The 23,100-nt window shown below is 58.0% G+C and carries 24 protein-coding genes, 1 tRNA gene and 1 pseudogene; 8 read left to right on the top strand and 18 right to left on the bottom strand.

All coding sequences use genetic code 11. From position 1 onward, the window contains the following. Positions 1-2: 2 nt before the first annotated feature. A complete protein-coding gene (locus OC445_RS04515; protein ID WP_054897601.1) occupies positions 3-1,319 on the bottom strand; it encodes an MFS transporter in 1,317 nt (438 codons plus the stop codon). Positions 1,320-1,475: 156 nt separating this feature from the next. Here OC445_RS04515 and OC445_RS04510 point away from each other — a divergent pair, with 156 nt between their 5' ends. Together OC445_RS04510 and OC445_RS04505 are read left to right on the top strand one after the other, a co-directional pair. After that, positions 1,476-2,417 (top strand): LysR family transcriptional regulator, encoded by a 942-nt coding sequence (locus tag OC445_RS04510; RefSeq protein WP_054897602.1) that lies wholly within the window; start codon positions 1,476-1,478, stop codon positions 2,415-2,417. Between the two features lie 133 nt (positions 2,418-2,550). Continuing rightward, a complete protein-coding gene (locus tag OC445_RS04505; RefSeq protein ID WP_262019975.1) occupies positions 2,551-3,777 on the top strand; it encodes an MFS transporter in 1,227 nt (408 codons plus the stop codon). A gap of 72 nt (positions 3,778-3,849) precedes the next feature. Here the strand turns inward: OC445_RS04505 and OC445_RS04500 are convergent, their stop codons facing one another. After that, positions 3,850-4,101, bottom strand: a complete 252-nt coding sequence (locus OC445_RS04500) for a DUF6124 family protein (RefSeq protein ID WP_054897604.1) — start codon at positions 4,099-4,101, stop codon at positions 3,850-3,852. Positions 4,102-4,743: 642 nt separating this feature from the next. Here OC445_RS04500 and OC445_RS04495 point away from each other — a divergent pair. After that, positions 4,744-4,983: a type II toxin-antitoxin system RelB/DinJ family antitoxin gene (locus tag OC445_RS04495; RefSeq protein ID WP_054897605.1), complete on the top strand. Its 240-nt coding sequence runs from the start codon at positions 4,744-4,746 to the stop codon at positions 4,981-4,983. Beyond that, a pseudogene (locus OC445_RS04490) lies at positions 4,973-5,264 on the top strand (type II toxin-antitoxin system RelE family toxin). Before OC445_RS04495 ends, OC445_RS04490 begins: the two are co-directional and overlap by 11 nt. Before the next feature lie 96 nt (positions 5,265-5,360). On the opposite strand, the gene OC445_RS04485 reads toward OC445_RS04490, so the two are convergent. The 5 genes from OC445_RS04485 to dapA all read right to left on the bottom strand — a co-directional run bounded on the left by OC445_RS04485 (position 5,361) and on the right by dapA (position 9,049). Continuing rightward, positions 5,361-5,450: transfer RNA gene (locus tag OC445_RS04485), tRNA-Ser, on the bottom strand. Positions 5,451-5,533: 83 nt separating this feature from the next. Further along, complete coding sequence (purC, locus tag OC445_RS04480) at positions 5,534-6,247, bottom strand: phosphoribosylaminoimidazolesuccinocarboxamide synthase (RefSeq protein ID WP_027604309.1); 714 nt, start codon at positions 6,245-6,247, stop codon at positions 5,534-5,536. Between the two features lie 27 nt (positions 6,248-6,274). Next, positions 6,275-7,033, bottom strand: a complete 759-nt coding sequence (locus tag OC445_RS04475; RefSeq protein WP_054897606.1) for an MBL fold metallo-hydrolase — start codon at positions 7,031-7,033, stop codon at positions 6,275-6,277. A 4-nt stretch (positions 7,034-7,037) separates the two neighbouring features. Next, complete coding sequence (bamC, locus tag OC445_RS04470) at positions 7,038-8,153, bottom strand: outer membrane protein assembly factor BamC (protein ID WP_032892980.1); 1,116 nt, start codon at positions 8,151-8,153, stop codon at positions 7,038-7,040. A 17-nt stretch (positions 8,154-8,170) separates the two neighbouring features. Continuing rightward, complete coding sequence (gene dapA / locus OC445_RS04465) at positions 8,171-9,049, bottom strand: 4-hydroxy-tetrahydrodipicolinate synthase (protein WP_054897607.1); 879 nt, start codon at positions 9,047-9,049, stop codon at positions 8,171-8,173. 262 nt (positions 9,050-9,311) lie between these two features. Here dapA and OC445_RS04460 point away from each other — a divergent pair, with 262 nt between their 5' ends. Continuing rightward, entirely contained in the window at positions 9,312-9,872 is a 561-nt protein-coding gene (locus OC445_RS04460) for a glycine cleavage system protein R (RefSeq protein ID WP_003189463.1), read from the top strand. A gap of 14 nt (positions 9,873-9,886) precedes the next feature. Continuing rightward, entirely contained in the window at positions 9,887-10,360 is a 474-nt protein-coding gene (locus OC445_RS04455; RefSeq protein ID WP_198791479.1) for a peroxiredoxin, read from the top strand. A gap of 19 nt (positions 10,361-10,379) precedes the next feature. Here OC445_RS04455 and OC445_RS04450 read toward each other — a convergent pair whose 3' ends face one another. Continuing rightward, on the bottom strand, positions 10,380-10,619 hold the full coding sequence (locus OC445_RS04450) for a sulfurtransferase TusA family protein (protein ID WP_054897608.1): 240 nt from the start codon (positions 10,617-10,619) through the stop codon (positions 10,380-10,382). 95 nt (positions 10,620-10,714) lie between these two features. On the opposite strand from OC445_RS04450, the gene OC445_RS04445 reads away from it, so the two are divergent. Further along, complete coding sequence (locus OC445_RS04445) at positions 10,715-12,148, top strand: M48 family metalloprotease (RefSeq protein WP_003189458.1); 1,434 nt, start codon at positions 10,715-10,717, stop codon at positions 12,146-12,148. Positions 12,149-12,216: 68 nt separating this feature from the next. Here the strand turns inward: OC445_RS04445 and OC445_RS04440 are convergent, their stop codons facing one another. The 4 genes from OC445_RS04440 to rpoE form a co-directional block, all read right to left on the bottom strand. Further along, positions 12,217-13,653, bottom strand: a complete 1,437-nt coding sequence (locus tag OC445_RS04440) for a DegQ family serine endoprotease (RefSeq protein WP_014717365.1) — start codon at positions 13,651-13,653, stop codon at positions 12,217-12,219. A gap of 234 nt (positions 13,654-13,887) precedes the next feature. Continuing rightward, complete coding sequence (locus OC445_RS04435; RefSeq protein ID WP_262019974.1) at positions 13,888-14,847, bottom strand: MucB/RseB C-terminal domain-containing protein; 960 nt, start codon at positions 14,845-14,847, stop codon at positions 13,888-13,890. Between the two features lie 16 nt (positions 14,848-14,863). Then, positions 14,864-15,451: a sigma-E factor negative regulatory protein gene (locus OC445_RS04430; RefSeq protein WP_034126575.1), complete on the bottom strand. Its 588-nt coding sequence runs from the start codon at positions 15,449-15,451 to the stop codon at positions 14,864-14,866. Positions 15,452-15,483: 32 nt separating this feature from the next. Continuing rightward, the gene (rpoE, locus tag OC445_RS04425) at positions 15,484-16,065 is read right to left on the bottom strand and encodes an RNA polymerase sigma factor RpoE (protein ID WP_003172477.1); all 582 of its coding nucleotides are present in this window, start codon (positions 16,063-16,065) and stop codon (positions 15,484-15,486) included. A 460-nt stretch (positions 16,066-16,525) separates the two neighbouring features. Here rpoE and nadB point away from each other — a divergent pair, with 460 nt between their 5' ends. Beyond that, a complete protein-coding gene (gene nadB, locus OC445_RS04420; protein ID WP_020301035.1) occupies positions 16,526-18,133 on the top strand; it encodes an L-aspartate oxidase in 1,608 nt (535 codons plus the stop codon). Positions 18,134-18,747: 614 nt separating this feature from the next. On the opposite strand, the gene OC445_RS04415 is transcribed toward nadB, so the two are convergent. The 6 genes from OC445_RS04415 to OC445_RS04390 all read right to left on the bottom strand — a co-directional run bounded on the left by OC445_RS04415 (position 18,748) and on the right by OC445_RS04390 (position 23,096). Further along, positions 18,748-19,791, bottom strand: a complete 1,044-nt coding sequence (locus OC445_RS04415; RefSeq protein ID WP_056789499.1) for a hypothetical protein — start codon at positions 19,789-19,791, stop codon at positions 18,748-18,750. A gap of 38 nt (positions 19,792-19,829) precedes the next feature. Further along, a complete protein-coding gene (locus OC445_RS04410) occupies positions 19,830-20,261 on the bottom strand; it encodes a hypothetical protein (RefSeq protein ID WP_056789497.1) in 432 nt (143 codons plus the stop codon). Between the two features lie 195 nt (positions 20,262-20,456). After that, complete coding sequence (locus OC445_RS04405; RefSeq protein ID WP_056789494.1) at positions 20,457-20,747, bottom strand: hypothetical protein; 291 nt, start codon at positions 20,745-20,747, stop codon at positions 20,457-20,459. Then, the gene (locus OC445_RS04400; RefSeq protein ID WP_056789493.1) at positions 20,744-21,541 is read right to left on the bottom strand and encodes a Rha family transcriptional regulator; all 798 of its coding nucleotides are present in this window, start codon (positions 21,539-21,541) and stop codon (positions 20,744-20,746) included. The genes OC445_RS04405 and OC445_RS04400 overlap by 4 nt, the downstream gene beginning before the upstream one ends. Before the next feature lie 472 nt (positions 21,542-22,013). After that, positions 22,014-22,622, bottom strand: a complete 609-nt coding sequence (locus tag OC445_RS04395) for a hypothetical protein (protein ID WP_153442915.1) — start codon at positions 22,620-22,622, stop codon at positions 22,014-22,016. A gap of 96 nt (positions 22,623-22,718) precedes the next feature. Further along, a complete protein-coding gene (locus tag OC445_RS04390; RefSeq protein WP_056790528.1) occupies positions 22,719-23,096 on the bottom strand; it encodes a hypothetical protein in 378 nt (125 codons plus the stop codon). Between the last annotated feature and the right edge of the window lie 4 nt (positions 23,097-23,100).

Here is a 23,100-nt window from a genome sequence, read left to right as displayed (position 1 = left end):
CCTCAACTGTGTGCCATTTCCAGGCGGTGGGCCGTGGCATGGCGGCGGGACAAGGCCAGTACGCACACCAACGAAACCGCCGCGATCACGCTGTAAAACACTGCCATCGGCCACCATTGGCCCAAGTATTGATGGGCCAGCCAGGTGCCGATCAACGGTGTCAGGCCGCCGGCCAGCGCGCCGCATACCTGGTAAGCCAGGGAGATCGCGGTGTAGCGCACACGGGTTTCAAACAGGCCGCTGACAAAACCTGCGATGACGGCGTAGAACGACGCCATGCACACCACCGCCAGGGCAATGCCGAGGATGATCAACGGTGCCTGAGCGCTGCTGACCAGGACGAACATCGGGTACGGCGAGGCCATTGCCAGCACGCACATGGCGCACAGAAACCGCGTAGCGCCGACCTTCTCCGCCACCCAGGCGGCCAGCGGCTGGACGCAGAACTGAATAATGGCGACGAAGAACAGGCATTCCAGAATCAACGAGCGCGGCAGATTAAGTTGCTGAGTGCTGTAGGCAATCATGAAGGTGTTGGTGAAATACACGCCGGCAATTCCCAACGTATTGGCGCCAATGCACAACAACAGTGGACGCCAAGCGGTCTTCAGCACTTCCAGCACGGGGGCTTGGTCCTGCTTGATCGCTCGCGCTTTTTCCGCCAGAGCCTTGTCTTCGAGGAACTCCGGCGACTCGTTCACACCCAGGCGAATCGCGAGGCCGACGATCAACAGCAAGGCACTGGCCAGGAACGGCAGGCGCCAGCCCCAGCTGAGCAGGTCCTCTTCAGGTAAACGAGTGACGGCACTGAACGCTAGCAAGGAAAGAATCAAACCGGCCGGGCTGCCCAACTGCGCGAAGGATGCAAAGAAATTACGCCGCCCTTTCGGCGCGTGCTCGCCAGCCATCAACACCGCCCCACCCCACTCGCCGCCAACCGCAATACCCTGCACCACCCGCAACAGGATCAACAGCACCGGTGCGGCAGCGCCGATCTGGGCATAGGTCGGTAACAGGCCGATGCACACCGTGACCACGCCCATCATCACGAGGGTAATCACCAGGGATTTCTTGCGGCCGATGCGGTCGCCGATATGACCGAACACGATGCCGCCCAACGGCCGCGCAAAAAAGCCGACGGCGAAGGTGCCGAACGCGGCCATGGTGCTGAACAATTTATCGTCGGAGGGGAAGAACAGTTGACCGAACACCAGCGCTGCAGCGGTGGCATAGATGTAAAAGTCGTACCACTCGATCATGGTGCCGATAAAGGCGGCGGCCGCAGCACGGCGAGGCTGCGGCGAAGCGGAAGGCTTCATGGGGCTGGCTCCTTTGTTTATTTTTTTGGCAGGAGAAAGTCAAACCGGTGCGCTCTGGTGGCGCTCGTTAAACCCGATTTTTCGGCCAGGGGCTATGATTAGTCAATTTTCTATTTATTATCTTGATTATAAGAACTGCTTATATCGAGCGCCGCCATGCCCGAATTCCGCCGCGATATTCACCCTCTGCTCAATGACCGCCTGGACTGGAACCTGCTGCGCACCTTCCGCGTGATCGGCCAGGAACTGAGCATCAGCCGCGCCGCCGCCCGCCTGCATCTGACGCAACCGGCCATCAGCCAGGCGCTCAAGCGCCTGGAAGAACAGCTGGATTGCCAGCTCATCCTGCGCCGTGGCCCGCGCTTCGTGCTCACCGAAGCCGGTGAGCAGATCTTCGCCATTGCCGGAGAGATGTACGGCCAGGTCTCGCAGATGAGCAACGCCCTGCAAAAGCCGGGTGATGAAGTGATCGGCAAAGTGCGCTTGCTGATGATCAGCCGGATTAATTCCGACACTTTCGATGACTTTCTCGCGGGTTTTCATCGCGAACATCCACGGGTCGATCTGGAAGTAGAAGTGATGCGCAGCTCCGACATTGTCGCCGCGCTGCTGGAAAAAACCGCGACCCTGGGGCTCAGCCTCAATCGCCGGCCACAACCGCGCCTGGAACAGCATCTGTTTCTGCGTCAGCGTTATGCGTTCTTTTGTGGAAAACACCACCCATTGTTCGGACGCACAGGGTTAGTCGAAGGGGATCTGCAATCGGAGAATTTCGTGAGTTTTACCAGCGACCAGATTGGCGGCATGTTGTCGCCGCTGACTATTTTCCGTGATCAGCAAGGGTTTGGCGGGCGGATCGTAGCGTCATCCTCCAGCCTGGAAGAAGTGCGGCGATTGGTCATCGCCGGGTTTGGCTTGGGCTGTTTACCCACTCATGTGGTGGCGGACGATGTGGAGCGCGGGCTGCTGTGGCGGTTGCCGCCGGATGAGGGGATTGCGGATGTGGATATTCATCTGTTGTGGAACCGGGAGCAGAAGATGAGTCGGGCGGAGGGGGTGTTTATTGAGTGTCTTCTGGAGCGGTTGGCCGAAAAATGATTGCTCACATCGATAGCACTGATGATTACTATCGAAACGAGCGCCTGAACGATTGCCGACACTGATTCCTATAATCGCCCCACATTCCCTCCTCGCCTGGCTTCAGGCGACATTCCTCCCGGAACCCAATCCCATGCCAAGCGCGAGCCAGGCCCCTAGCGGGCATCCTGAACATAATCAACTAAGCGTCAAACAGCAGTGGTTGGCGATTCTTTCGGTCGCCGTGGGTGCCTTTGCCCTGGTGACCAGTGAGTTCCTACCGGTGGGCGTACTCAACGACGTCGCCAGCGATTTGGGCATCAGTGCCGGTCACGCCGGATTGATGGTGACATTGCCCGGCATCATGGCTGCCCTCGCCGCGCCGTTTCTGTCGGTCAGCATTGGCGCCATGGACCGTCGTTACTTGCTGATCGGCCTGACATTGGTGATGATCATCGCCAACTTGGTGGTGGCCTTCGCTAATGATTTCAGCCTGCTGCTGTTCGGCCGCGTATTGCTCGGCATCAGCATCGGCGGCTTCTGGGCCACGGCCATTGCCCTCAGCGGGCGGCTGGCGCCCAAGGGCGTGGGCGTAGCAAAGGCCACCTCGATCATCATGATGGGCGTGACCCTGGCCACCGTTCTGGGCGTGCCTGTGGGTACCTGGCTCAGCGGCCTGATGGGCTGGCGGATGACCTTCCTGGTCACGGCGTTGGTGGGCATTCCGGTGCTGTTGGCGCAAATCTTCCTGCTGCCGCGACTCACCCCTGAGAAAGCCATTCAGATCCGTGACCTGCCAGCTTTGTTTATCAACCCACAAGCGCGGGTCGGGTTGATCGCCGTACTGCTGATCGGCCTGGCGCACTTTGCTGCGTATACCTATGTCGCGCCGTTCTTTAAACACAGCTCCGGCTTCGACGGGCCAACGATTGGCTCATTGTTGCTGCTGTATGGCGTGGCGGGCGTGCTGGGCAATGTGTTCGCCGGCTTCGCCGCCAACCGCAGCGTACGCAACACCCTGCTGCTGGTCGCGCTGATGATCGGTACCAGCACTGCACTGTTCCCCTACTTCGCCACCGGTATGACAGGCGCCGTGGTGCTGATCGCGCTCTGGGGCTTTGCCTTTGGCGCCTTCCCGGCCTGCGCCAGTATCTGGATGTTCGTGGTAGCGCCCAAGGATGTGGAGCGAGGCATGCCGCTGTTCGTGGCGCTGTTTCAGGTGATCATTGCCCTGGGCTCGTTCTTTGGTGGGCGGATCGTCGACCAAATGGGCAGCTCGGTGTTGTTGAGCCTGGCCACTGTGTTGGTGGGGTTGGGGTTTGCGACCGTGCTGGTGTTGGGCCGCAAGGTGAGCAACAGCTTGGTGGCGCAGCCTGCCTGACCGAGTTGCAGCCAAAAAAAAGCCTGCTGAGCGTTGAGTTCAGCAGGCTTTTTTCGTTTCCGGAGCAGGTGTTTATTGGGCCGTGGGGAAATCACGCTCGAGGACAGCGTCCACCAGGGCTTGCGCGTTCTCAATCAATTGAGCCAGGGCCATGATCACGGGTGACTGCGTGCTGACTGGATCTTCGGCGCATTGGTAAGCGGTTTGCAGGGCGGATGACAGGATTTCGGTGGCGTTTGTGAGGGCTTCTTCGGTGCCAACGTCAGCGCCTACATGGAATATTTTACGAGGGGAAAATTCGGAATCAGAATCGAGATTGCTCATTGTGTAGCTCCTGTATGCAATGGGAACTGCCACATCCCGCTGTCAAACAGGATCAGGTGGCAGCTGTGCGCGGGTTGACAGACCGGTATACAGGACCCGGCGCACCCGAAGATGCCCCACGCACAGCCGCCATAAAACGACGTCACAGCAGAAACGCTGTAATCGCATGGAGGACGTACACCTGTAAATCAGTCTGTCAAAACTGGTCGCCATGAGGACGACGGCGGAAGGTTAGCGCCCTACCCCAGCCAACGCAACCCTGCCCGAAAACTGCCGCCTCCGCATAACGTAAGCACCTGTTTCGGAAAAGCTTGGTAACCAGAATGCCCACAGGGAACCTTGTGCGCATAAGCCTCTGAGCTAGCCTGAAAAAGGTCGCCGCCGGGGCGGCATACTGTCAAGGGTGCTTATATGCCAACAAGATATCGCGATGCGGTCACAGGTGAATACGTAACAGAGCAAGAGGCGAAGAAAAGACCAAGAGAAACGGTGAAAGAAACCGATAAAAAGCGCCCGGCAAAGCCGACGAGCAAAAAGTAGGATCAACAGATGAGAGCGATTGCCGTATGTCTAGACAGACTTGCCAATGAAACCCGATTGCTCCAATGTAATGACCAACGTCATTACACAAGGAGCTATCCCTTGGCATCTATCAACATCCGTATCGATGACGACCTGAAAACTCGCGCCTACCTGGAGCTGGAGAAACTCGGTGTCACCCCTTCCGAACTGATACGCCAGGCGCTGCAATATGTTGCCGAGCGCGGCCAGTTGCCATTTAAGCCTGTGCTGATGACTGAAGAGGATGAAGCCTTGATGGCGACCGTACGTGAGCGTCTTGCATCGCCTCAACGCGTGAAGGTTTCTTTGGATGACCTATAGCCTTGATTTTGATGCGCGTGCATTGAAGGAATGGCAAAAGCTCGGTGACACCCCGTCAGCAACTCAAAAAGAAGCTAGTCGAAATCCTGAACAACCCACGTATTGAAGCTAATCGCCTCCATAGCCTGCCTGACTGCTACAAGATCAAACTGCGTAGTAGCGAGTACAGGCTGGTGTATCAAGTGATCGATCAGGAAATTACGGTGTTCGTGGTCGCCGTTGATAAACGTGAGCGTGATCAGGCTTATCGCAAAGCGTCTGAGCGCCTTGAACAGCGCTAGGCAGGACTAAAACAAATCCCTGAAACAGCCATTAATAACGGCCGGAAACGAAAAAGCCCCGCAACTTATTCAGCTGCGGGGCTTTTTTCTATGTAATGGCGGAGAGATAGGGATTCGAACCCTAGGTACCGGTGAAGGTACAACGGATTTCGAATCCGTCCCATTCGGCCACTCTGGCATCTCTCCAACGGCGCGCATCATAACAGCATGATTGATGGATGCAAAGCGCCGAAGCGATTTTTTTCCGTGCTATCAGATGCTTGCGTCGATTACAGCGGTACGCCGAGGCGCTTGGCGACTTCTTCGTAGGCTTCGATCACGTCACCGAGGCCTTGGCGGAAGCGGTCTTTGTCCATCTTCTTCTTGGTGTCCTTGTCCCACAGGCGGCAACCATCCGGGCTGAACTCGTCGCCCAGGACGATGGAGCCGTCGTGGAACACGCCGAATTCGAGCTTGAAGTCCACCAGCAACAGGCCGGCGTCGTCGAACAGCTTGCTCAGCACGTCGTTGACCTTGAGGGACAACTCCTTCATGCGCGCCAGTTGCTCAGCGGTGCCCCAGCCGAACGCCACGACGTGGGATTCGTTGATGAACGGGTCGCCCTTGGCGTCGTCCTTCAGGAACAGTTCGAAGGTGTAAGGGTTGAGCTTGAGGCCCTCTTCCACGCCCAAACGCTTGACCAGGCTGCCGGCGGCGTAGTTACGCACGACGCATTCCACCGGGATCATGTCGAGCTTCTTGACCAGGCACTCGTTGTCGCCCAGAAGTTTGTCGAATTGGGTCGGGATACCGGCCGCTTCGAGTTTCTGCATGATGAAGGCGTTGAACTTGTTGTTCACCATGCCTTTGCGATCCAGCTGTTCGATGCGCTTGCCGTCGAACGCCGAGGTGTCGTTGCGAAACAGCAGGATCAGGCGGTTGGCGTCGTCGGTCTTGTACACCGACTTGGCTTTGCCGCGGTAGAGTTCTTCACGTTTTTCCATGATGGGCTCCGCTTTGAGTAAGGTGGGCTAGGCGATGTGTCGCCAGTCGAGCCCTGAATCTTGATCGGCCAGTTGCAGCCAGTCCGGGTCGCACCCTAGGGTGTCGACAAAACATTGCCGGGCAAGCGTCGGCAGGTTGTTCTTGCTGCTGAGGTGAGCCAGGACCAGGTGTTGCAGGTCTTGCCAGCCCAACTCGTACACCAGATATGCCGCCTGGTGATTGTTCAAATGTCCCAGCTCGCCGCCCACCCGTTGCTTGAGAAAGTAAGGGTAGTGACCGCGTGCCAGTAGATCCCTGCAGTGGTTGGACTCGATCATCAAGGCATCGAGGTCCCGGTAACCGTCCAGCACCCTGGCGCAGTAGGAACCCAGGTCGGTCAGCACGCCGAAACGCCGCTGGCCGTCACTGAATACGTATTGCGTGGGCTCCTGGGCATCGTGGGCAACCGCGACGACATTGATGCTCAGGGCACCGATTTGCAGTTGCTCGCCACCGGCCAGAAAACCTGCCGGCTCAATGGGTTTGCGCATCCCGCGCAACGTGCCACGACTCAAGTACACCGGCAGATTGTAGCGCCGAGACAGCAAACCCACGCCATGCACATGGTCGGCATGTTCGTGGGTTACCAGAATCGCGCTCAGTTGCGTGGGGTGAACCCCCAGGCGCAACAGGCGCCGCTCGGTTTCCCGCAGGGAGAAACCACAATCGACCAGCACGTACGTGTCATCATGGGCGACCAGCGTACCGTTCCCTTGGCTACCGCTGCCGAGAACGGCAAAACGCATCGAATCAGCCCAGGTTGTCTTGAATCACGCCCAACACTTTGCGCGCTGTTTCAGCTGGCGCGACGGTGTTGATGTTCTTCTCGACGGTGACTTGCACGCTTTCGCCCACCTTGCTCAAACGAACCTGGTAACGCTCGGCACGGGTTTCGATCTCTTCCTTGGTCGGCGCGCTGCCGAACAATTTGCCGAAGAAACCTGGCTCGTCGTCCTTCTTCTCAGCCTTTTCAGCCACGTTGATGTAGTACAGGCCCAGGCTGCGGTTGATGTCTTCAACGCGCCAAGGGCCCTGCTCCAACGCGCGGCCAACACTGGCCCAGGCGCGGTCGAGGTCTTCACCCAGGTTCAGCACGACGTTGCCGCTGCCGTCTTCGGTGAGGCTGACGCGGCTAGGGGTGTCGTAATCACGGGCGGCGAGTAAGGATACGGAACCGCCCTTCTCGGAGATACGGCTCATGCTGGCCAGCATCTCGTCGACCAACGCGGCGTCGACACCGGTGTTGACCGAGCGCGGCGTGAAGTCGACGTCAGCCGTGCTGCCGGCAGGCCGCTCGGCGCTGACTACATAGACTTCGCTGGTGTTGCGCTGCACGCCAGGCTCGATGCGTACACGCACACGGGCTTCGCTGTCGGCGGCAACACCGCCCGCCAGCAGGCGCTGGGCCATGTTGGCTGACAGCTCGCGACCTTGCTGCCACGCGGTGGTGAACTCACCGGTCTGCGGGCGCTGCTGGTCGAGACGGAAACCGTTGTCCTGGAAGAACTGCACCGCCACCGGCCAGACTTCGGCAGGTGGGCGCTGGGCCACGATCCAGCGGTTGTCGCCGCTTTTCTGCAGGCTGTAGTCGCTGGCATCGGCCACGGCCATGATCGGCTGTGGGCGCGGCACTACGTACTCACCCTTGACCGTGTCGTCGGCGACGTTGCGTGGAATCGGCAACAATGGGTCAAGGCGCTTGGCGACATTGACATCAGGCGGCAGTTGCATCGGTTTGGTTGCTTGCGCTTCCAGGTAATCGCTGCCGCGGTCACGGAAGTAGCCTTCCGGGCCCCATACCCAACCGCAGCCACTGGTGCTGGAGATAATCAAGGCAAGTGCGGAAAGTCCGGCCAATCGCTTCATGCGTAGTGCTTCCTCAATTAAACCAGGACGCCGGACTGGCGCAGGGCCTGTCGCAGCGGTTCGTGACAGGCTTCGCTGAGGGGGGTGAGCGGCAGACGGATACCGTCCGGCATCAGGCCCATCTCAAACAGCGCCCACTTCACGGGAATAGGATTGGATTCGATAAACAGTGTCTTGTTGAGCGGCATCAGCTTTTCGTGGATGGCGCGAGCGGTGGCTGCATCGCCCGCGATGGCGGCGGCACACATATCGCTCATGGCGCGCGGGGCCACGTTGGCGGTCACGGAGATATTGCCCTTGCCACCCAGCAGGATCAGCTCGACAGCGGTGGCGTCGTCACCGGAATACACCAGGAAGTCGCTGCTCACGCCGGCCAGGATGTCCTTGGCGCGTTGCAGGTCGCCAGTGGCTTCCTTGATGCCGATGATGTTCGGCACGGTGGACAGGCGGATCACGGTCTCGGCCTTCATGTCGCACGCGGTGCGACCCGGTACGTTGTAGAGGATCTGCGGGATCTGCACGGCTTCGGCGATGGCTTTGAAGTGCTGGTACAAGCCTTCCTGGGTCGGCTTGTTGTAGTACGGGGTTACCAGCAGGCAAGCGTCGGCGCCAGCCTTCTTGGCGTTCCTGGTCAGCTCGATCGCTTCACGCGTCGAGTTGGCGCCCGTACCGGCGATCACGGCAATGCGGCCCGCAACGCGCTTGACCACGAACTCGATCACCTGGATGTGCTCTTCCACATCGAGGGTGGCCGATTCACCTGTGGTGCCGACCGCCACAATGGCGTTGGTGCCCTCTTGCAGGTGGAAGTCCACCAGTTTGCCCAGGCTGTCCCAGTCGAGACGACCTTGTGCATCCATGGGTGTGACCAGTGCCACCATACTGCCCGCAATCATGCAACCGCTCCTGCCGGAAAAAGAGAGCCGTAATGGTACTGGCGCCAAGATGCTTGTACAAGCGAAGTACCGCGTGAGGATGCGTTCTGGCGCAACTAAACGTCGGGCAATGACATCATCGGGCCAAAGCACCGCCCGAAGCCGGCTGATCACGCAATGAAAACGCCACCTCCTAGCCCTTGGCGACGCTTTTCGCTACCCTTGATCCTTTGATCGATACAGCCCACACGGTATCGACCGCTCATCGCTTTAGGAAGGCTGCATGTCCACCCCCACAGTTCGCGAACAATTCCTTGTTATCAGTGCCCTCGGCGCCAACCCCATGGAGCTGACCAACGTCCTGTGCCGCGCCAGCCATGAGAACCGCTGCGCCGTCGTGACCTCCCGCCTGACCCGCCACGGCGAGTGCAGTGCGCTGGTCCTGCAGATTTCTGGCTCCTGGGATGCCTTGGCACGCCTTGAAACCGGCCTGCCGGGCCTGGCCAAAAAGCACGACTTTACCGTCAACGTGGTACGCAGCGCCGCCCTGGAAAATCGCCCACAGGCTTTGCCTTACGTGGCCTATGTCAGCTCGGCCTACCGTTCGGACATCGTCAACGAGTTGTGCCAGTTCTTTATCGACCATAACGTCGAGCTGGAAAACCTGACCTGTGACACCTACCAGGCGCCACAAACCGGCGGCACCATGCTCAACGCCACCTTTACCGTGACCTTGCCGGCCGGCGTACAGATCAGTTGGCTGCGCGACCAGTTCCTCGATTTCGCCGATGCCCTGAACCTCGACGCCTTGATCGAACCATGGCGCCCACAGAACCCCATGTAAGGAAGTACCTCTCTATGCCGGTAGCCATCGACACACCCGTGGCCGATTTCGAGGCCCAGGCCACCAGCGGCCAGACCTTCAGCCTCGCGGCCCTCAACGGCAAGCAAGTGGTGATCTACTTTTACCCGAAGGACAGCACCCCAGGCTGCACTACCGAAGGCCAAGGCTTTCGTGACCAGTACGCCGCATTCAAGGCCGCCAATACCGAAGTGTTCGGCGTGTCGCGTGACAGCGTGAAGTCCCACGAGAACTTCAAGGGCAAACAGGAATTTCCTTTCGAGCTGATCAGCGATAAGGACGAAGCGGTCTGCCAGCTGTTTGATGTGATCAAGTTGAAGAAGCTGTATGGCAAGGAATACCTGGGTGTGGATCGCAGCACATTCCTGATCGACAGCCAAGGCGTGCTGCGTCAGGAATGGCGCGGAGTGAAAGTGCCGGGGCATGTTGATGCCGTGTTGGCGGCAGCGCAGGCGCTGAATAAGGCCTGATTCTGCGTCGACAAGGCCGTCAGGCCTTGCGCAACCAATAACGGTACACACCCTCGGCGGCGTCTTCATGCTCCAGGGTGTGGCCGGCCAGCTTGGCAAAGGTGCGAAAATCACGCTGGGAGCCGGCGTCGGTGGCAGTCACCTTGAGCACGGCACCGCTGGCCATTTTATTGAGCTCCAGCTTGGCCTTGAGCAACGGCAAAGGGCAGTTAAGACCGCTGGCGTCGAGTTCGGCGTCACAGGCTACAACGTCGGTCATGGTGCTACTCCAGGCAAACATTCGGGCCGCTTAGAATATCTGGTCCCAAGCTCAGTGTCCGGCTACAGTAAGCTCTTTGTCGAAAGGCTTTGTGCATGACTTTTTTGCGCCCTACCCTGCTGACGCTGGCCTGCCTGCTGGCCTCCCCGGCCTTTGCTGACGACCTGCCGTCACTTGGTGACGCCAGCTCTGCCATAGTCTCGCCGCAACAGGAATACCAATTGGGCCGCGCCTGGCTGGCCTACCTGCGCGGCCAGGTTTCGCAACTCAATGATCCGCAACTCAAGGATTACGTTGAAACCAGCGTGTACAAGCTGGTGGAGACCAGCCAGGTCAATGACCGGCGCCTGGAATTCATCCTGATCAACAGCCCACAGCTCAACGCCTTTGCGGCTCCCGGTGGGATCGTCGGGGTCAACGGCGGCCTGTTTCTCAATGCACAGACCGAAGGTGAATACGCGTCGGTACTGGCCCACGAACTGGCGCACTTGTCCCAGCGTCACTTCGCCCGAGGCGTGGAAGCGCAATCACGCATGCAACTGCCGATGATGGCCGCCCTGCTTGGCGGCATTATCGCCGCCGCTGCGGGTGCCGGCGATGCCGGTATCGCCGCGATTGCCGGCTCACAAGCCGCCGCGATCCAGGAACAGCGCCGCTTCTCTCGCCAGAACGAGCAAGAGGCCGACCGCATCGGCATCCTCAACCTGGAGAAAGCCGGCTACGACCCGCGCTCCATGCCCACGATGTTCGAACGGCTGATGCGCCAATACCGCTTCGACGCCAAGCCACCGGAGTTCCTGCTGACTCACCCGGTAACCGAATCGCGTATCGCCGACACCCGCAACCGCGCCGAACAAGCCAAACCTGGCGGCAAGGAAGACAGCCTGCGCTATCAACTGATTCGCGCACGGGTGCAGCTCAAGTACGAAGACACACCTGGTCTGGCCGCCAAGCGCTTCCAGGCGCAGCTGGATGAGAACCCTAAAAATGACGTAGCGCGTTATGGCCTGGCCATCGCTCAGATCAAGGGTACTCAACTCAAGGAAGCGCGGGAAAGCCTGGCGCCGCTGTTGGCCAAGGCGCCCAACGACATTACCTACAACCTGGCCCAAATCGAACTGGACATCACCAGCAACCGCATGCCGGATGCGCAGCAACGTACCGACCGCATGCTCACCCAGTACCCCAGCAACTACCCGCTGAACCAGGTGCGGGTAGACCTGCTGCTTAAGCAGAACCGTACCGCCGATGCAGAAAAGGCGCTGGATGGGCTGCTCAAGTCGCGGCCGGACGATCCGGACGTGTGGTATCAGGTCGCCGAGACTCGCGGCTTGTCCGGCAATATCATTGGCCTGCATCAGGCTCGCGCCGAATATTTCGCATTGGTGGGGGATTTCCAGCAAGCCATCCAGCAATTGGACTTTGCCAAGCGGCGCGCCGGCAATAACTTCCCGTTGTCCTCACGCATCGACGCCCGTCAGCGCGAACTGATCGAACAAGAGCGTTTGGTGAAAGGCATGATGAGCTAAACCCGGCGCCCACAAAAAAGCCCCGCTGCCGTTAACTGGCAGCGGGGCTTTTTTATAGGTCTAGCGGATTACTCGGCCAGTTTGAAGGTGATGAAGCTGGCACGGCCTTGACGCAGGACGCGCATCGACACCGAGCGATTCTTCGGCAACGCCTTGGCGATGTCGGCGAATTCCTTGGTGGTATCGATTGCCTGGTTGTTCAAGTGGGTGATCACGTCACCCGGTTGCAGGCCGATCAAGGCGGCTGGGCCGTCCTGCACTTCCTTGATCACGACACCGCTTTGCAGGTCGAAGGTTTTCTTCTGCTCGGCGGTCAGTTCAACGACGGCGATACCCAGGCGGTTACTGCTGCGCTCGGCGCCTGGCTTGGCGTTGCCCAGGGCGTCCAGGGTCGCGCCTTCTTCCGGAATTGCCCCAACGGTCAGTTCGACGTTCTGGCGCTTGCCATCACGAATCACTTCCAGCTTGGCTTTGCCGCCGGCCTTGAGCGCGCCGACCAAGTGAGGCAAGTCCGCCGACATGATGATCGGCTGGCCGTTCATGCTCAGAATTACGTCACCGACTTTCAGGCCGCCCTTGGCCGCAGGGCCATTGTCCTGAATCTGCGCAACCAGGGCACCGGCCGGCTTGTCGAGACCGAAGGACTCAGCCAGGTCCTTGTTCACTTCCTGGATTACCACACCCAACCAGCCGCGGCTGACCTTGCCGCCGCTTTTGAGCTGATTGGAGACGTCCATGGCCACATCGATCGGGATCGCGAAGGACACGCCCATGAAGCCACCGGAGCGGGTGTATATCTGCGAGTTGATCCCCACCACTTCGCCGGCCAGGTTGAACAGCGGACCACCGGAGTTGCCCGGGTTGATCGGCACGTCGGTCTGGATGAACGGCACGTAGTTTTCGTTTGGCAGGCTGCGACCAATGGCGCTGACGATGCCTTGGGTAACGGTATGGTCAAAGCCGAACGGCGAACCGATCGCGACCACCCACTGACCGGCCTTCAGGTCCTGGGACTTGCCCAGTTTAAGCACCGGCAAGTCCTTGCCATCGATTTTGAGCAAAGCCACGTCGGAACGTGGATCGGTACCAATCAGCTTGGCCTTGAGTTCACTGCGGTCGGCCAGGCGCACGAGAATCTCGTCGGCATCGGCAATCACGTGGTTGTTGGTGAGGATGTAGCCGTCAGGCGAAATGATGAAGCCGGAGCCCAGGGACTGGGCTTCGCGCTGACCACCGCCGCCACGAGGAGAGCGAGGTTGCGGCATCCCGCGTTCGAAGAACTCGCGCAACATGGGCGGCAAGCCTTCCAGGTCGGGCATCTGCTGGTTCGAGACTTTGCGATCCGGCAGCTTCTGCGTGGTACTGATGTTCACCACGGCAGGCGAGGCCTGCTCCACCAGTTGGGTGAAGTCAGGCAGCTCGACCGCTTGCGCAGGTAAGGCCTGGCCCAGCACCAGCACTGTGGCGACTATGGATAAGTAAGACTTCAAACGTGGTATCGACATACAGCTCCCGTTACGACGAGCAGGGTTAAGCGACAGGGTTCAATAAACGCCGGATACTGCGAGCGGCATTTTTGTTCCGCGAACAAACAAGGCCAGAGCCATCAAACCCTGACCTATAAAAAACATGGGAAGTTTTTGCAAGTGAAAATGCTGATCCAGAGATTTCATACGCCCAGCACCCAACGAAATTCGGGCCCAGATTGATAGACCAGGATGAACATAAGATTAACAATCTCAGGGCTTGGCGGCGGCCTTTTCACCACGCACCGACAACGCGATGCGCTCAGCAGTGCCAATGGGAATTTCGCCCACCACCGTGACCATCATTTCGCCATCTACCGTATTCAAACGCCGGGATACTGCCACGGTCGGCCAAAGCTGAGCGCGGGTTTCATTCACATCGGCGCCGTTGGCTGACTCAAGAAACACCGAAAAACGCGCGAGCCCATCGTCATACATCAGGCTGTCGACGGTAGATTTCGTTTGGGCATCTTTGCGCGTAGCGCTGCTGATCTGTTGGAAACCAGGCGGTAGCCAGTCCAGATGCCACTTTTGCGTGGCAGACAGCTCAGGTGCTTTAGCGGCGGACATCGTTACCGGCGAACAGTCGCCGCTGGGCTGCAAGTCCTGGTCAGAAGGAATGGCCGAAGCATCCAGACGGGTGAACTGAAAACGCTCCAACAACTGCCCTTGGTCATTCAGCAGCAAGGATTTAAGCGGCAGCGCAGTTTCACGGTCCAGGTGTAATTCAAACCCATAACGGTAGGGATCACGCGGGCTGATCGACACAATCACCGCATGACGACCGGCCACGCGCGATTTGCCAATAACGGCCAGGTCATAGAATGAAGTGAGTTTTTTTGGATCAAGAATACGCGAGGGTGCCTCAGGTGACTGACCGAGACCAGCTGCCAACGTGCCACTGACACATTGTGCCCGACCATCAACCCTGACCGCTTCCTGGGCGGAGCCGTCAAGTTGCAACAAGCGTTCACGGACATGACCATTCTGGACACGGTGCCAGATGTCATGGGTAGAAAAACTGCCGTTACGTTCGTAGACAAACGTACCTTCAAAGCTTTGCTGCTGCTCTGCACGCCCAAGTCGAATCAGCCAGTCTTGGGCTTCATCGGCATGGGCGGATAGTGCAAACCAACTACTGAGCAAAAGCGTAAGGAGCGGTATGGCGCGCATAGGGCTCCTTAGCGAATCAGCGGTTTTCCTGGCTTGCTGCACGAGCGTATGGCAGAGCGCTGTCAGTGCCTTTGGCAGCCGATTCCTGCGCATGTTGACGCAGGTAGCCTGGAAGGCGCTGATCCTGCCAGCCGGATTGCCCCTGAAGTACACCATTAGCCATAGGGCCGGTGGTATCAGTGCTTTCCTTGTAGCCAGCCAGCACGGCCGGACCTTTGACTTGCGGACCGGCCATGACCGGTTGCTGAGTCTGTTGGGCCAGCTCGTTGCCTGCGATCTCGTCCTGGTTGTACAGGCGAACACCTGCCAACACAGCAACAGTCACCGAAGCGGCCACTGCCAGACGACCCAGGCTGCGCCACGGACCACGCGAGGCTTTTGCCGGAACGGCTTCATCAGCCAGTGCAGCAGAAACGGCCGCAGCAATATCCAGACGAGGGATTAGGAGATCCTTGTGCATCACCGCCCGAGCGACTTGGTAACGAGACCAGGTATCACGGGTTTCGGCGTCATCAAATGCGTTGAGCACTCGACGAAGTTCCAGTTCATCCGCTTCGTTATCCATCACTGCGGACAGCGATTCCTGCAGGGCATCACGACTCATGGCGGTTCCTCTCTTGGCTGTCGCCGCTGTCTTTAGTTTTCCTGCAACAACGGTTGCAAGGCTTTGTCGATGGCTTCCCGGGCCCGGAAAATCCGCGACCTCACAGTCCCCACCGGACATTGCATGACGCTCGCAATGTCTTCGTAACTCAGACCATCGAATTCACGTAAAGTTAACGCCGTACGCAAATCTTCTGGCAGTTGCTGAATAGTGCGATGGACGGTGCCTTCGATCTCGTCGCGCAGCAATGCACGCTCCGGCGACTCGAGATCTTTGAGGCCGTGATCACCATCGTAGAATTCAGCATCTTCTGAACTGACATCACTGTCTGGTGGGCGGCGACCGCGTGACACCAGATAGTTTTTCGCCGTGTTGATGGCGATGCGGTATAGCCACGTGTAAAACGCACTGTCACCGCGGAAATTTCCAAGTGCACGGTAAGCCTTGATAAAGGCTTCCTGCGCAACGTCCTGCGCTTCATGGGTGTCGTGCACAAACCGCACGATCAACCCGAGAATTTTGTGCTGGTATTTCAGCACTAGCAGATCAAATGCTCGCTTATCACCGCGCTGTACGCGCTCGACCAGCTGCTGATCCTCTTCCTGGGTTAGCATGAACACTCCTCGTTGTACTTGAAGGAGGCTTGCATAACTAAACGATCAGGCTTGCAAACATAGACTCGGGCTTTTCGCAAAAGTTCTCCCCCTTCAAGCAAGTTTCCGGCATGCACTGATTTGGCACACACGAAAAACGCAGCACGGTCGGTGCCGGCTGCGCGAATAATCTTGTCGCCGGTTTCGTGACGCGTCCAATGCTCCCGACGGGCCAATAAACTCAACGTTTTCCCAGCTTTCGGGCAACCTGCTATTGAGTCGGGGCTTATGCAAAAAGTTCCCGTCCCGCCAACCGGCCGTTTCCCAAAGCTGCGCAGCATAATCTCACAATGCCACGAAGGCGTGGCTATTGTGCCGCTCCACCCCTCTATATACTAGTGGCCCGTGTGACCCTTTGATTCGCCGATCCAGGCGTCCTGTTTGCGCCCCCCTTTGGATCGCTTTTTGCGGAATCCGTCAAATGAGCCAACAGTTTCAACACGATGTCCTCGTAATCGGCAGCGGCGCCGCCGGCTTGAGCCTGGCCCTGACCCTGCCCAGCCATTTGCGTATAGCGGTTTTGAGCAAAGGCGACCTGGCCAACGGCTCGACCTTCTGGGCCCAGGGCGGCGTTGCTGCGGTGCTGGACGACACAGACACCGTGCAATCCCACGTCGAAGACACCCTTAACGCTGGCGGTGGCCTGTGCAACGAAGACGCCGTGCGCTTCACCGTCGAGCACAGCCGGGAAGCCATCCAATGGTTGATCGACCAAGGTGTGCCTTTCACCCGCGATGAACATGCCGGCAGCGACGACGGTGGCTTTGAGTTCCACCTGACCCGTGAAGGCGGCCACAGCCATCGCCGAATCATTCACGCTGCCGATGCCACCGGGGCCGCGATTTTCAAGACCCTGCTCGACCAGGCCCGCCAACGTCCAAATATCCAATTGCTGGAGCAGCGCGTCGCGGTCGACCTGATCACCGAAAAACGCTTGGGCCTGCCGGGCGAACGCTGCCTGGGCGCCTACGTACTCAACCGCACCAGCGGTGAAGTCGATACCTATGGCGCACGCTTCACCATTCTCGCCTCGGGCGGCGCCGCCAAGGTCTACCTCTATACCAGCAACCCCGACGGTGCCTGCGGCGACGGCATTGCGATGGCCTGGCGCTCGGGCTGCCGGGTCGCCAACCTGGAGTTCAACCAATTCCACCCCACGTGCCTGTACCACCCGCAGGCCAAGAGCTTCCTGATCACCGAAGCCCTGCGCGGCGAAGGCGCACATTTGAAGCTGCCCAATGGCGAACGCTTCATGCAGCGCTTCGACCCACGCGCCGAGCTGGCACCACGCGATATCGTCGCCCGCGCCATCGACCACGAAATGAAGCGCCTGGGTATCGACTGCGTGTACCTGGACATCAGCCACAAGCCCGAAGCCTTCATCAAGACCCACTTCCCGACCGTCTACGAACGCTGCCTGACCTTCAACATCGACATCACCAAGGGCCCGATCCCCGTGGTACCGGCCGCGCACTACACCTGCGGTGGCGTGATGGTCGATCAGCATGGCCGCACCGACGTACCGGGCCTGTATGCCATCGGCGAAACCAGCTTCACCGGCCTGCACGGCGCTAACCGCATGGCCAGCAATTCATTGCTTGAATGCTTCGTGTATGCGCGCTCGGCGGCAGCGGACATTCTTGAGCAACTGCCGCGCATCCCGGTACCGGCCGCCCTGCCCCGCTGGGACGCGAGCCAGGTCACCGATTCGGACGAGGATGTGATCATCGCCCACAACTGGGACGAGCTGCGGCGCTTCATGTGGGACTATGTGGGCATCGTGCGCACCAACAAACGCCTGCAACGGGCGCAACATCGGGTGCGCTTGCTGCTGGATGAGATCGACGAGTTCTATAGCAACTATCGCGTAAGCAGAGACCTGATTGAATTGAGGAACCTTGCTCAAGTAGCGGAACTGATGATCAGGTCTGCCATGAAACGTAAGGAATCTCGGGGTCTGCACTACACGTTGGACTATCCAGAGCTGCTGCCAGAGGCGAAGGATACGATCCTTACACCCGACAAATGAGGCACGTTAGGAGCCATAGCGTAGCACCATGGGGCCCCAGTTTGTAACAGCTTTGGCGCACATTTGTCCCAACGCTGAGGTCCTTATCACCTGCCCGCAAGGGTCCTTATCGTGCGCCTGAGCGAGCATGCGAGGGCCTATGGGGGTAAGCGCGCAGGTTAGTAGTTACAGGTGGTCACTCAGATTTTTGTGCCAGATCCTCATGAGGTGCCCTTGAGGCACCCATACAGCCAGAAGGCCACATGAACACCAACGCAGGCCCGTAGGCCGCGCTAAACGTGTCCATGAAGTTGTCCTAAGAGTTAAGGGATCGGTGAACCGTCAGGTTTGTGAGACCGTATTGAGTGGCAATCTCAAGGATGCCCTCATAGGATTTAGGCCAGCCTCCACCACTTGAGTCGTTGGTGGCCCCTGACTGGAGCAGGGCAAAGCAAACGGCTGCATATGGGGTCAGGTGATCGACTTGTATCTTCGTAACCACCCGTTTGTCCTTGTAGGTATAACAGAGAGTAAAACTCATGGCTGGCCTTGCCGTAACATGGTCGATGCCCAAGCATAGCAACTAAACAGCTCGCCCACGAGGCCCATTACGGACCTCATGGATACAGCGGGTGTTACGGCTTGACGACCACACGGGTGATCAACGGGAAGTCTACGGTCTCGACCTGAAGTTTCTCAGTAGGGTCCGCTGGGTTTGCCAACTTGATCCTGACCTTGGCCTGAGCCATTACGTCAGCCACACCGCTCACCTCAAAGTCCCAGCCCTGTACGCCAGCGTTACGGCTCGCCAGGATCTTCCATACGTCGCCTTCTTGATCATGGCGGAACGACAGCGAGGCAAAGCCCTTAGGCAGCATGAAGACACCACGGTCAGACCCAGAGTAGAACTGAGTGCGGCAACCCAACAGGTCCTCAATGGATTCGACACCGGCACGCTGGGCAGCACGCTCAAGCATTGCCTGCTCGGTCATGTGCATCAGCAACACGAAGTCGCTCAGAGAGTTACCTACCGACTGGTTGATGCTCATGGTCAAAGCGTCGATCCAGTCCTCAGCACGATCTCGTGGAGTGGTGCCCGCAATGGTGACCTCCTTGGCTTCGGTGCTTGGGGACTTAATGAGGATGTCCACAACGGTGGAACCACATGCCTTCTCGAAGTCGGCCAGCATCTTGTCCATCATCTGTTCCATGCCGTTGCCGGTGAAACCAGCGACCACATGAGCATCCAGAAGGGTGAAGCGGTGCGAGAAGAACGCAGCGGTATTGGTCGGCTCAGTGAAGATGAAGTCGCCCGCTACGGCCTCCCCTTTAGTGATCTTGGAGTGATCGTAGATCGACTGGCGCGGGTCAAACTCTACGTTGCGATTGACCATGTTGACCAGTTGAACGGGGGTCGGCTCGGTGCCCTTAGGGCGGAACTCGCAGGGGATCGCATCGACAGCGTTGTCGTGCCATTCGCCACCATTGAAGAATTCGTCCATACCTTGGGTGATGGCCTGGGCCAGCACACTGGAGTCAGTCGCCTGGGCGCCCATAGAGGCCTGGGTGGTGAACTGAAGGTTACCGCCATTGCCCCATACGGCAGCCTCATAGGAAGTCGGCGTGGTGTAGCGGTCGCGTTGGTCGCGGTGATCTGTAGATTTGAATGGGTTGGACATGAAATTGGTCTCCTGAATAAAGTTGAGAAAGGACAGGCTTAGTTGTTGTTGTCGAGCCAGTTGCCAGACGAGAAGTCGCTACGACCATTGGCACTGCGGATAGCGCGGCCCATGTCTTGATACTTGCGCTCACGGTCTTCACGCTTGGCACGGCGACGCGCTTCGTCCAAAGGGGTGATCTCGTAGGACTTGAAGCGCTCCGCATGTTCACGAGCTTCTTTGAGGCGCTCTGCAGTTTCACGCTCGGCCACAAACTTACGGGTCTCGACGGACCTCACGATGGCCGGGAAGGCAGCAACGCTCAGCCCAGCGTCCATGTACTGGCTTACGATGACTTCCTGGGCAGGCTTATTGGTTCCCGCTGTGGCAATCAAGGTAGCCAGCATCACGCCTTCAGCGTAAGCACGAGCCACGACCTGACCTTGTACTTCGACAGTTTCAGGGGTTACGTTTTGGATATTCAGTTGCATAGTGTTGGGTCTCCTACATCGAGACATTGATTCATGGCCTTGCCGCATAGAGGCAACGTGACCAGATGGCAAGGAGTAGCCGCACGGGCCTCTCAAGGTCATGATCAATATCTTCTGGGTTTGGGTTAGTTAGTGCGATCACGGGTCTGTAGCTTGGCGGGTGTGATCCGGGTGCCGATGGCGGACGGCGGAAAGTTAAAGCGGGGAAGTGATCGGCTGGCGGGTCAGCGGGATGCGCATGGGCGCTCGCATAACGGCGTCAAGATTCATGCTGGTTGTGGTGGTGATGGACTCGACGAATGAGACCATGACCGGATTGATCGCCTTCAGGTGTCCTATAAGTTTCTGGTAGTCCACTCCATACTCATCGTTGGTGATGACCTGTTCGCGGACATGCCAATCACGCCAGATTGTGCGCAAGGTGATCAGCTTGGTTCGGCTGGCTGGAGACGTGAAGAATGCGTTTAGCTGTTCGGTGAAAGTCACGGGCACATTCCCTTCGGTAGATCGGCAATCGTCATGCGTGCAGCGCCATCGCCCTTGATGTCGATCACATAGCCGTCAGTGTCGACCACAGGACGAGGCTTGCGGTGTTCGATCAGTCCCTTGGCGATGTTCTCAGCGTTCGGTCGAAGCCACTCATTGATACCCTTGAGGGTGACCTTGAAGAGGTGGCCGGTCAGTTGAATAGCCTTGTTGGACGTGGAGACCTCACGGACCCAACCGCTCTTGGCGTACTTAGGGTGCATCCGGGTCAGATCCTTGCGCTTAGCTGCGCGCCCCGTGGAGATGAACATTTCCATCACCTTATCTGGGTTCGCTACGCCAGCCAGACGGCAGGCTTCACGCCACGTATAGCCCGTGGTGGTCCCTTTACGGACATGTTCGTCGTAGGCTGGTGCCATTGCATCGACTCGGGTTTGCAGGTCGATCAGCGTTTCCGTGATTGCCTGTGAGGCGAACGCCGGGTTGGCTGCCTGCTCCAGTTCGATCCAGCGACCGACCACGGTGTAGCGCAGACCAGTGTCATAACCGGTGATAAGGGTGAATACCATGTGCTTGTTGAGGACCAGCATCGGGCGCTCAGCCTTCCGCCCGTCCAGGTATGTAGCTTCGATGGCCCCTGTAGATTGGTCATTATTTGAACACTCCTCAGATTTGAGGGCGTTAACCTTCGCGACAATAGCGTGTGCATCTCGAAGTACGTTGTCGTGACGCTTGCCAGTCATTGCGGCAATCTCGACGGTGGTCATGGTGATTTCTTTGATACCGTTAAACATAGTTGTCGGTCCTTTTCTGATAGCGCTCTCCAGGTCGCACCCACAGCCGATCATCCAGCCCCGACAAAGGGAACCGGCGTGGCATGAAGAGCGCTATCAGAAAAGACTGGATTGATGGTTGGCCCAGCGACGGGCGTTTGTGACCAGGGAATGGCTGCTGATATTTATTTCAGAATAAACCGAGCTGTCCCTGTTATTGTGAGGGTTTTTAAATCCACTTGACGAACCGCTTCGATTCCTTTAGGGAATCATGAAGTCCGTACCGGATGGCGAGACCCGTGGCAGACCCAAAGGGAGGGAGTTTCTTATGGGATCTTAAAGTCCACTTGTGAGTAGGGATTATTTTGCATTAGCAAATCCCTTCACCCTGGGTCCACCTTCATCCCAGGGAGTCCGCATTGAGAAACTCAGAGTTTTACCCCCAGACCTTAAAGACCTGGGTCATAAAGTTTTTCTTTTATATTATCCGGCGTTAAGTCTGAAAGGCCCGGAATAGAGCCTCCGAGTCCAATTCAGCCTTGATTGAAGGGTACCGCTCGACGTAGGAGGCGATCCCATGAGCAGCATGTCGGGCAGCCTTGGCGATGCGCTGTGCGGTCCGTAAACTGATCTCGCCGGTCTTGCAGGCCTCCGCCGTGATCTCCGTGGCGAACAACGCACCGATGACTGCACGGGCCTTTACGTTGATCTTGCCATTCGTAACCCCGGCACTGGTGATGATCGACCCCGTGATGATGTGATCGACCCACGGCAGTAGGTTAGGCACCGCGAGAAGGTACATGTAGGCAGCTACTGGATTAGCAAAACTGGTCTTGGGTCTGCCACGGACTGAATTGGCTGGCTCGACAGCTTCAGCAGTTGGTTCAACCTTTGACAGGGTGACATTGCCATGGTCCGCCGCGAGGCGATTATCAGCCCTACGCTCAGCAGTCCAGGCTTGATACTGCGCTTCAGGATTCTTGGGCCTGACCATCTCCCTTTGAGTGATGACCTCGCCCGTGGTCGGATCAGTGTGGAGGATGTGCCCCGTCTCATAATCAACGTGACGGTGAAGTGGTCCGGGTTGAGTAAGCAAAGTCATAGGGTGCCCTCACAAGATCAAATTGGCGACCGTTGCGGCCACCGTGTTCTTGTGAGGGTTTTTGGATCTTCATCGAAGGTGTAACTAAACCGTCGCTCAGGAAAAGAGCTTGTACAAACCGAATAACCCGAGGGCGACGAAGATATAGAAAGCTATCTGCACACCCTTTTTGGTGACCTTGCGGTTAATGACACCAAGCTCATCGAAAAAGTACGAAACAAACGTATTTGAGTCAACGTCCATCTCGTCGCCGGTTTCCCAAAAAGCAGCTATAGCCTCACCGTGTTTAATTCGCGCAAGGTTCGAGGTTCGCTCGTTGCTGTCTTCTAAATTTATCTGATCTTGAATGAAACATTGCCAAGCCATAATTCGAGCTGTTTTTTCACCAAGAGAGGGAATTCGATCCACTACTATCGCGCGCGCCTGTAGCTCGCTGTTGACCTTAGCAATTCCGTATAAATCAAGGTTTCTCATAGCC

The organism is Pseudomonas sp. Pse35 (genome assembly GCF_024519715.1).
Lineage (GTDB): Bacteria > Pseudomonadota > Gammaproteobacteria > Pseudomonadales > Pseudomonadaceae > Aquipseudomonas > Aquipseudomonas paracarnis.
This window is presented reverse-complemented; position numbering and strand designations above follow the sequence as displayed.

What these genes read in the sequence shown, in the direction of transcription:
- OC445_RS04445 (WP_003189458.1), top strand. Translation starts at nt 10,715, where the DNA reads ATGACTTTTTTGCGCCCTACCCTGCTGACGCTGGCCTGCCTGCTGGCC.
- nadB (WP_020301035.1), top strand. Translation starts at nt 16,526, where the DNA reads ATGAGCCAACAGTTTCAACACGATGTCCTCGTAATCGGCAGCGGCGCC.
- OC445_RS04515 (WP_054897601.1), bottom strand. Translation starts at nt 1,319, where the DNA reads ATGAAGCCTTCCGCTTCGCCGCAGCCTCGCCGTGCTGCGGCCGCCGCC.
- OC445_RS04455 (WP_198791479.1), top strand. Translation starts at nt 9,887, where the DNA reads ATGCCGGTAGCCATCGACACACCCGTGGCCGATTTCGAGGCCCAGGCC.
- OC445_RS04410 (WP_056789497.1), bottom strand. Translation starts at nt 20,261, where the DNA reads ATGCAACTGAATATCCAAAACGTAACCCCTGAAACTGTCGAAGTACAA.
- OC445_RS04505 (WP_262019975.1), top strand. Translation starts at nt 2,551, where the DNA reads ATGCCAAGCGCGAGCCAGGCCCCTAGCGGGCATCCTGAACATAATCAA.
- OC445_RS04500 (WP_054897604.1), bottom strand. Translation starts at nt 4,101, where the DNA reads ATGAGCAATCTCGATTCTGATTCCGAATTTTCCCCTCGTAAAATATTC.
- OC445_RS04435 (WP_262019974.1), bottom strand. Translation starts at nt 14,847, where the DNA reads ATGCGCGCCATACCGCTCCTTACGCTTTTGCTCAGTAGTTGGTTTGCA.
- purC (WP_027604309.1), bottom strand. Translation starts at nt 6,247, where the DNA reads ATGGAAAAACGTGAAGAACTCTACCGCGGCAAAGCCAAGTCGGTGTAC.
- OC445_RS04395 (WP_153442915.1), bottom strand. Translation starts at nt 22,622, where the DNA reads ATGACTTTGCTTACTCAACCCGGACCACTTCACCGTCACGTTGATTAT.
- OC445_RS04510 (WP_054897602.1), top strand. Translation starts at nt 1,476, where the DNA reads ATGCCCGAATTCCGCCGCGATATTCACCCTCTGCTCAATGACCGCCTG.
- OC445_RS04460 (WP_003189463.1), top strand. Translation starts at nt 9,312, where the DNA reads ATGTCCACCCCCACAGTTCGCGAACAATTCCTTGTTATCAGTGCCCTC.
- rpoE (WP_003172477.1), bottom strand. Translation starts at nt 16,065, where the DNA reads ATGCTAACCCAGGAAGAGGATCAGCAGCTGGTCGAGCGCGTACAGCGC.
- OC445_RS04440 (WP_014717365.1), bottom strand. Translation starts at nt 13,653, where the DNA reads ATGTCGATACCACGTTTGAAGTCTTACTTATCCATAGTCGCCACAGTG.
- OC445_RS04415 (WP_056789499.1), bottom strand. Translation starts at nt 19,791, where the DNA reads ATGTCCAACCCATTCAAATCTACAGATCACCGCGACCAACGCGACCGC.
- OC445_RS04450 (WP_054897608.1), bottom strand. Translation starts at nt 10,619, where the DNA reads ATGACCGACGTTGTAGCCTGTGACGCCGAACTCGACGCCAGCGGTCTT.
- OC445_RS04475 (WP_054897606.1), bottom strand. Translation starts at nt 7,033, where the DNA reads ATGCGTTTTGCCGTTCTCGGCAGCGGTAGCCAAGGGAACGGTACGCTG.
- dapA (WP_054897607.1), bottom strand. Translation starts at nt 9,049, where the DNA reads ATGATTGCGGGCAGTATGGTGGCACTGGTCACACCCATGGATGCACAA.
- OC445_RS04430 (WP_034126575.1), bottom strand. Translation starts at nt 15,451, where the DNA reads ATGAGTCGTGATGCCCTGCAGGAATCGCTGTCCGCAGTGATGGATAAC.
- bamC (WP_032892980.1), bottom strand. Translation starts at nt 8,153, where the DNA reads ATGAAGCGATTGGCCGGACTTTCCGCACTTGCCTTGATTATCTCCAGC.
- OC445_RS04390 (WP_056790528.1), bottom strand. Translation starts at nt 23,096, where the DNA reads ATGAGAAACCTTGATTTATACGGAATTGCTAAGGTCAACAGCGAGCTA.
- OC445_RS04400 (WP_056789493.1), bottom strand. Translation starts at nt 21,541, where the DNA reads ATGTTTAACGGTATCAAAGAAATCACCATGACCACCGTCGAGATTGCC.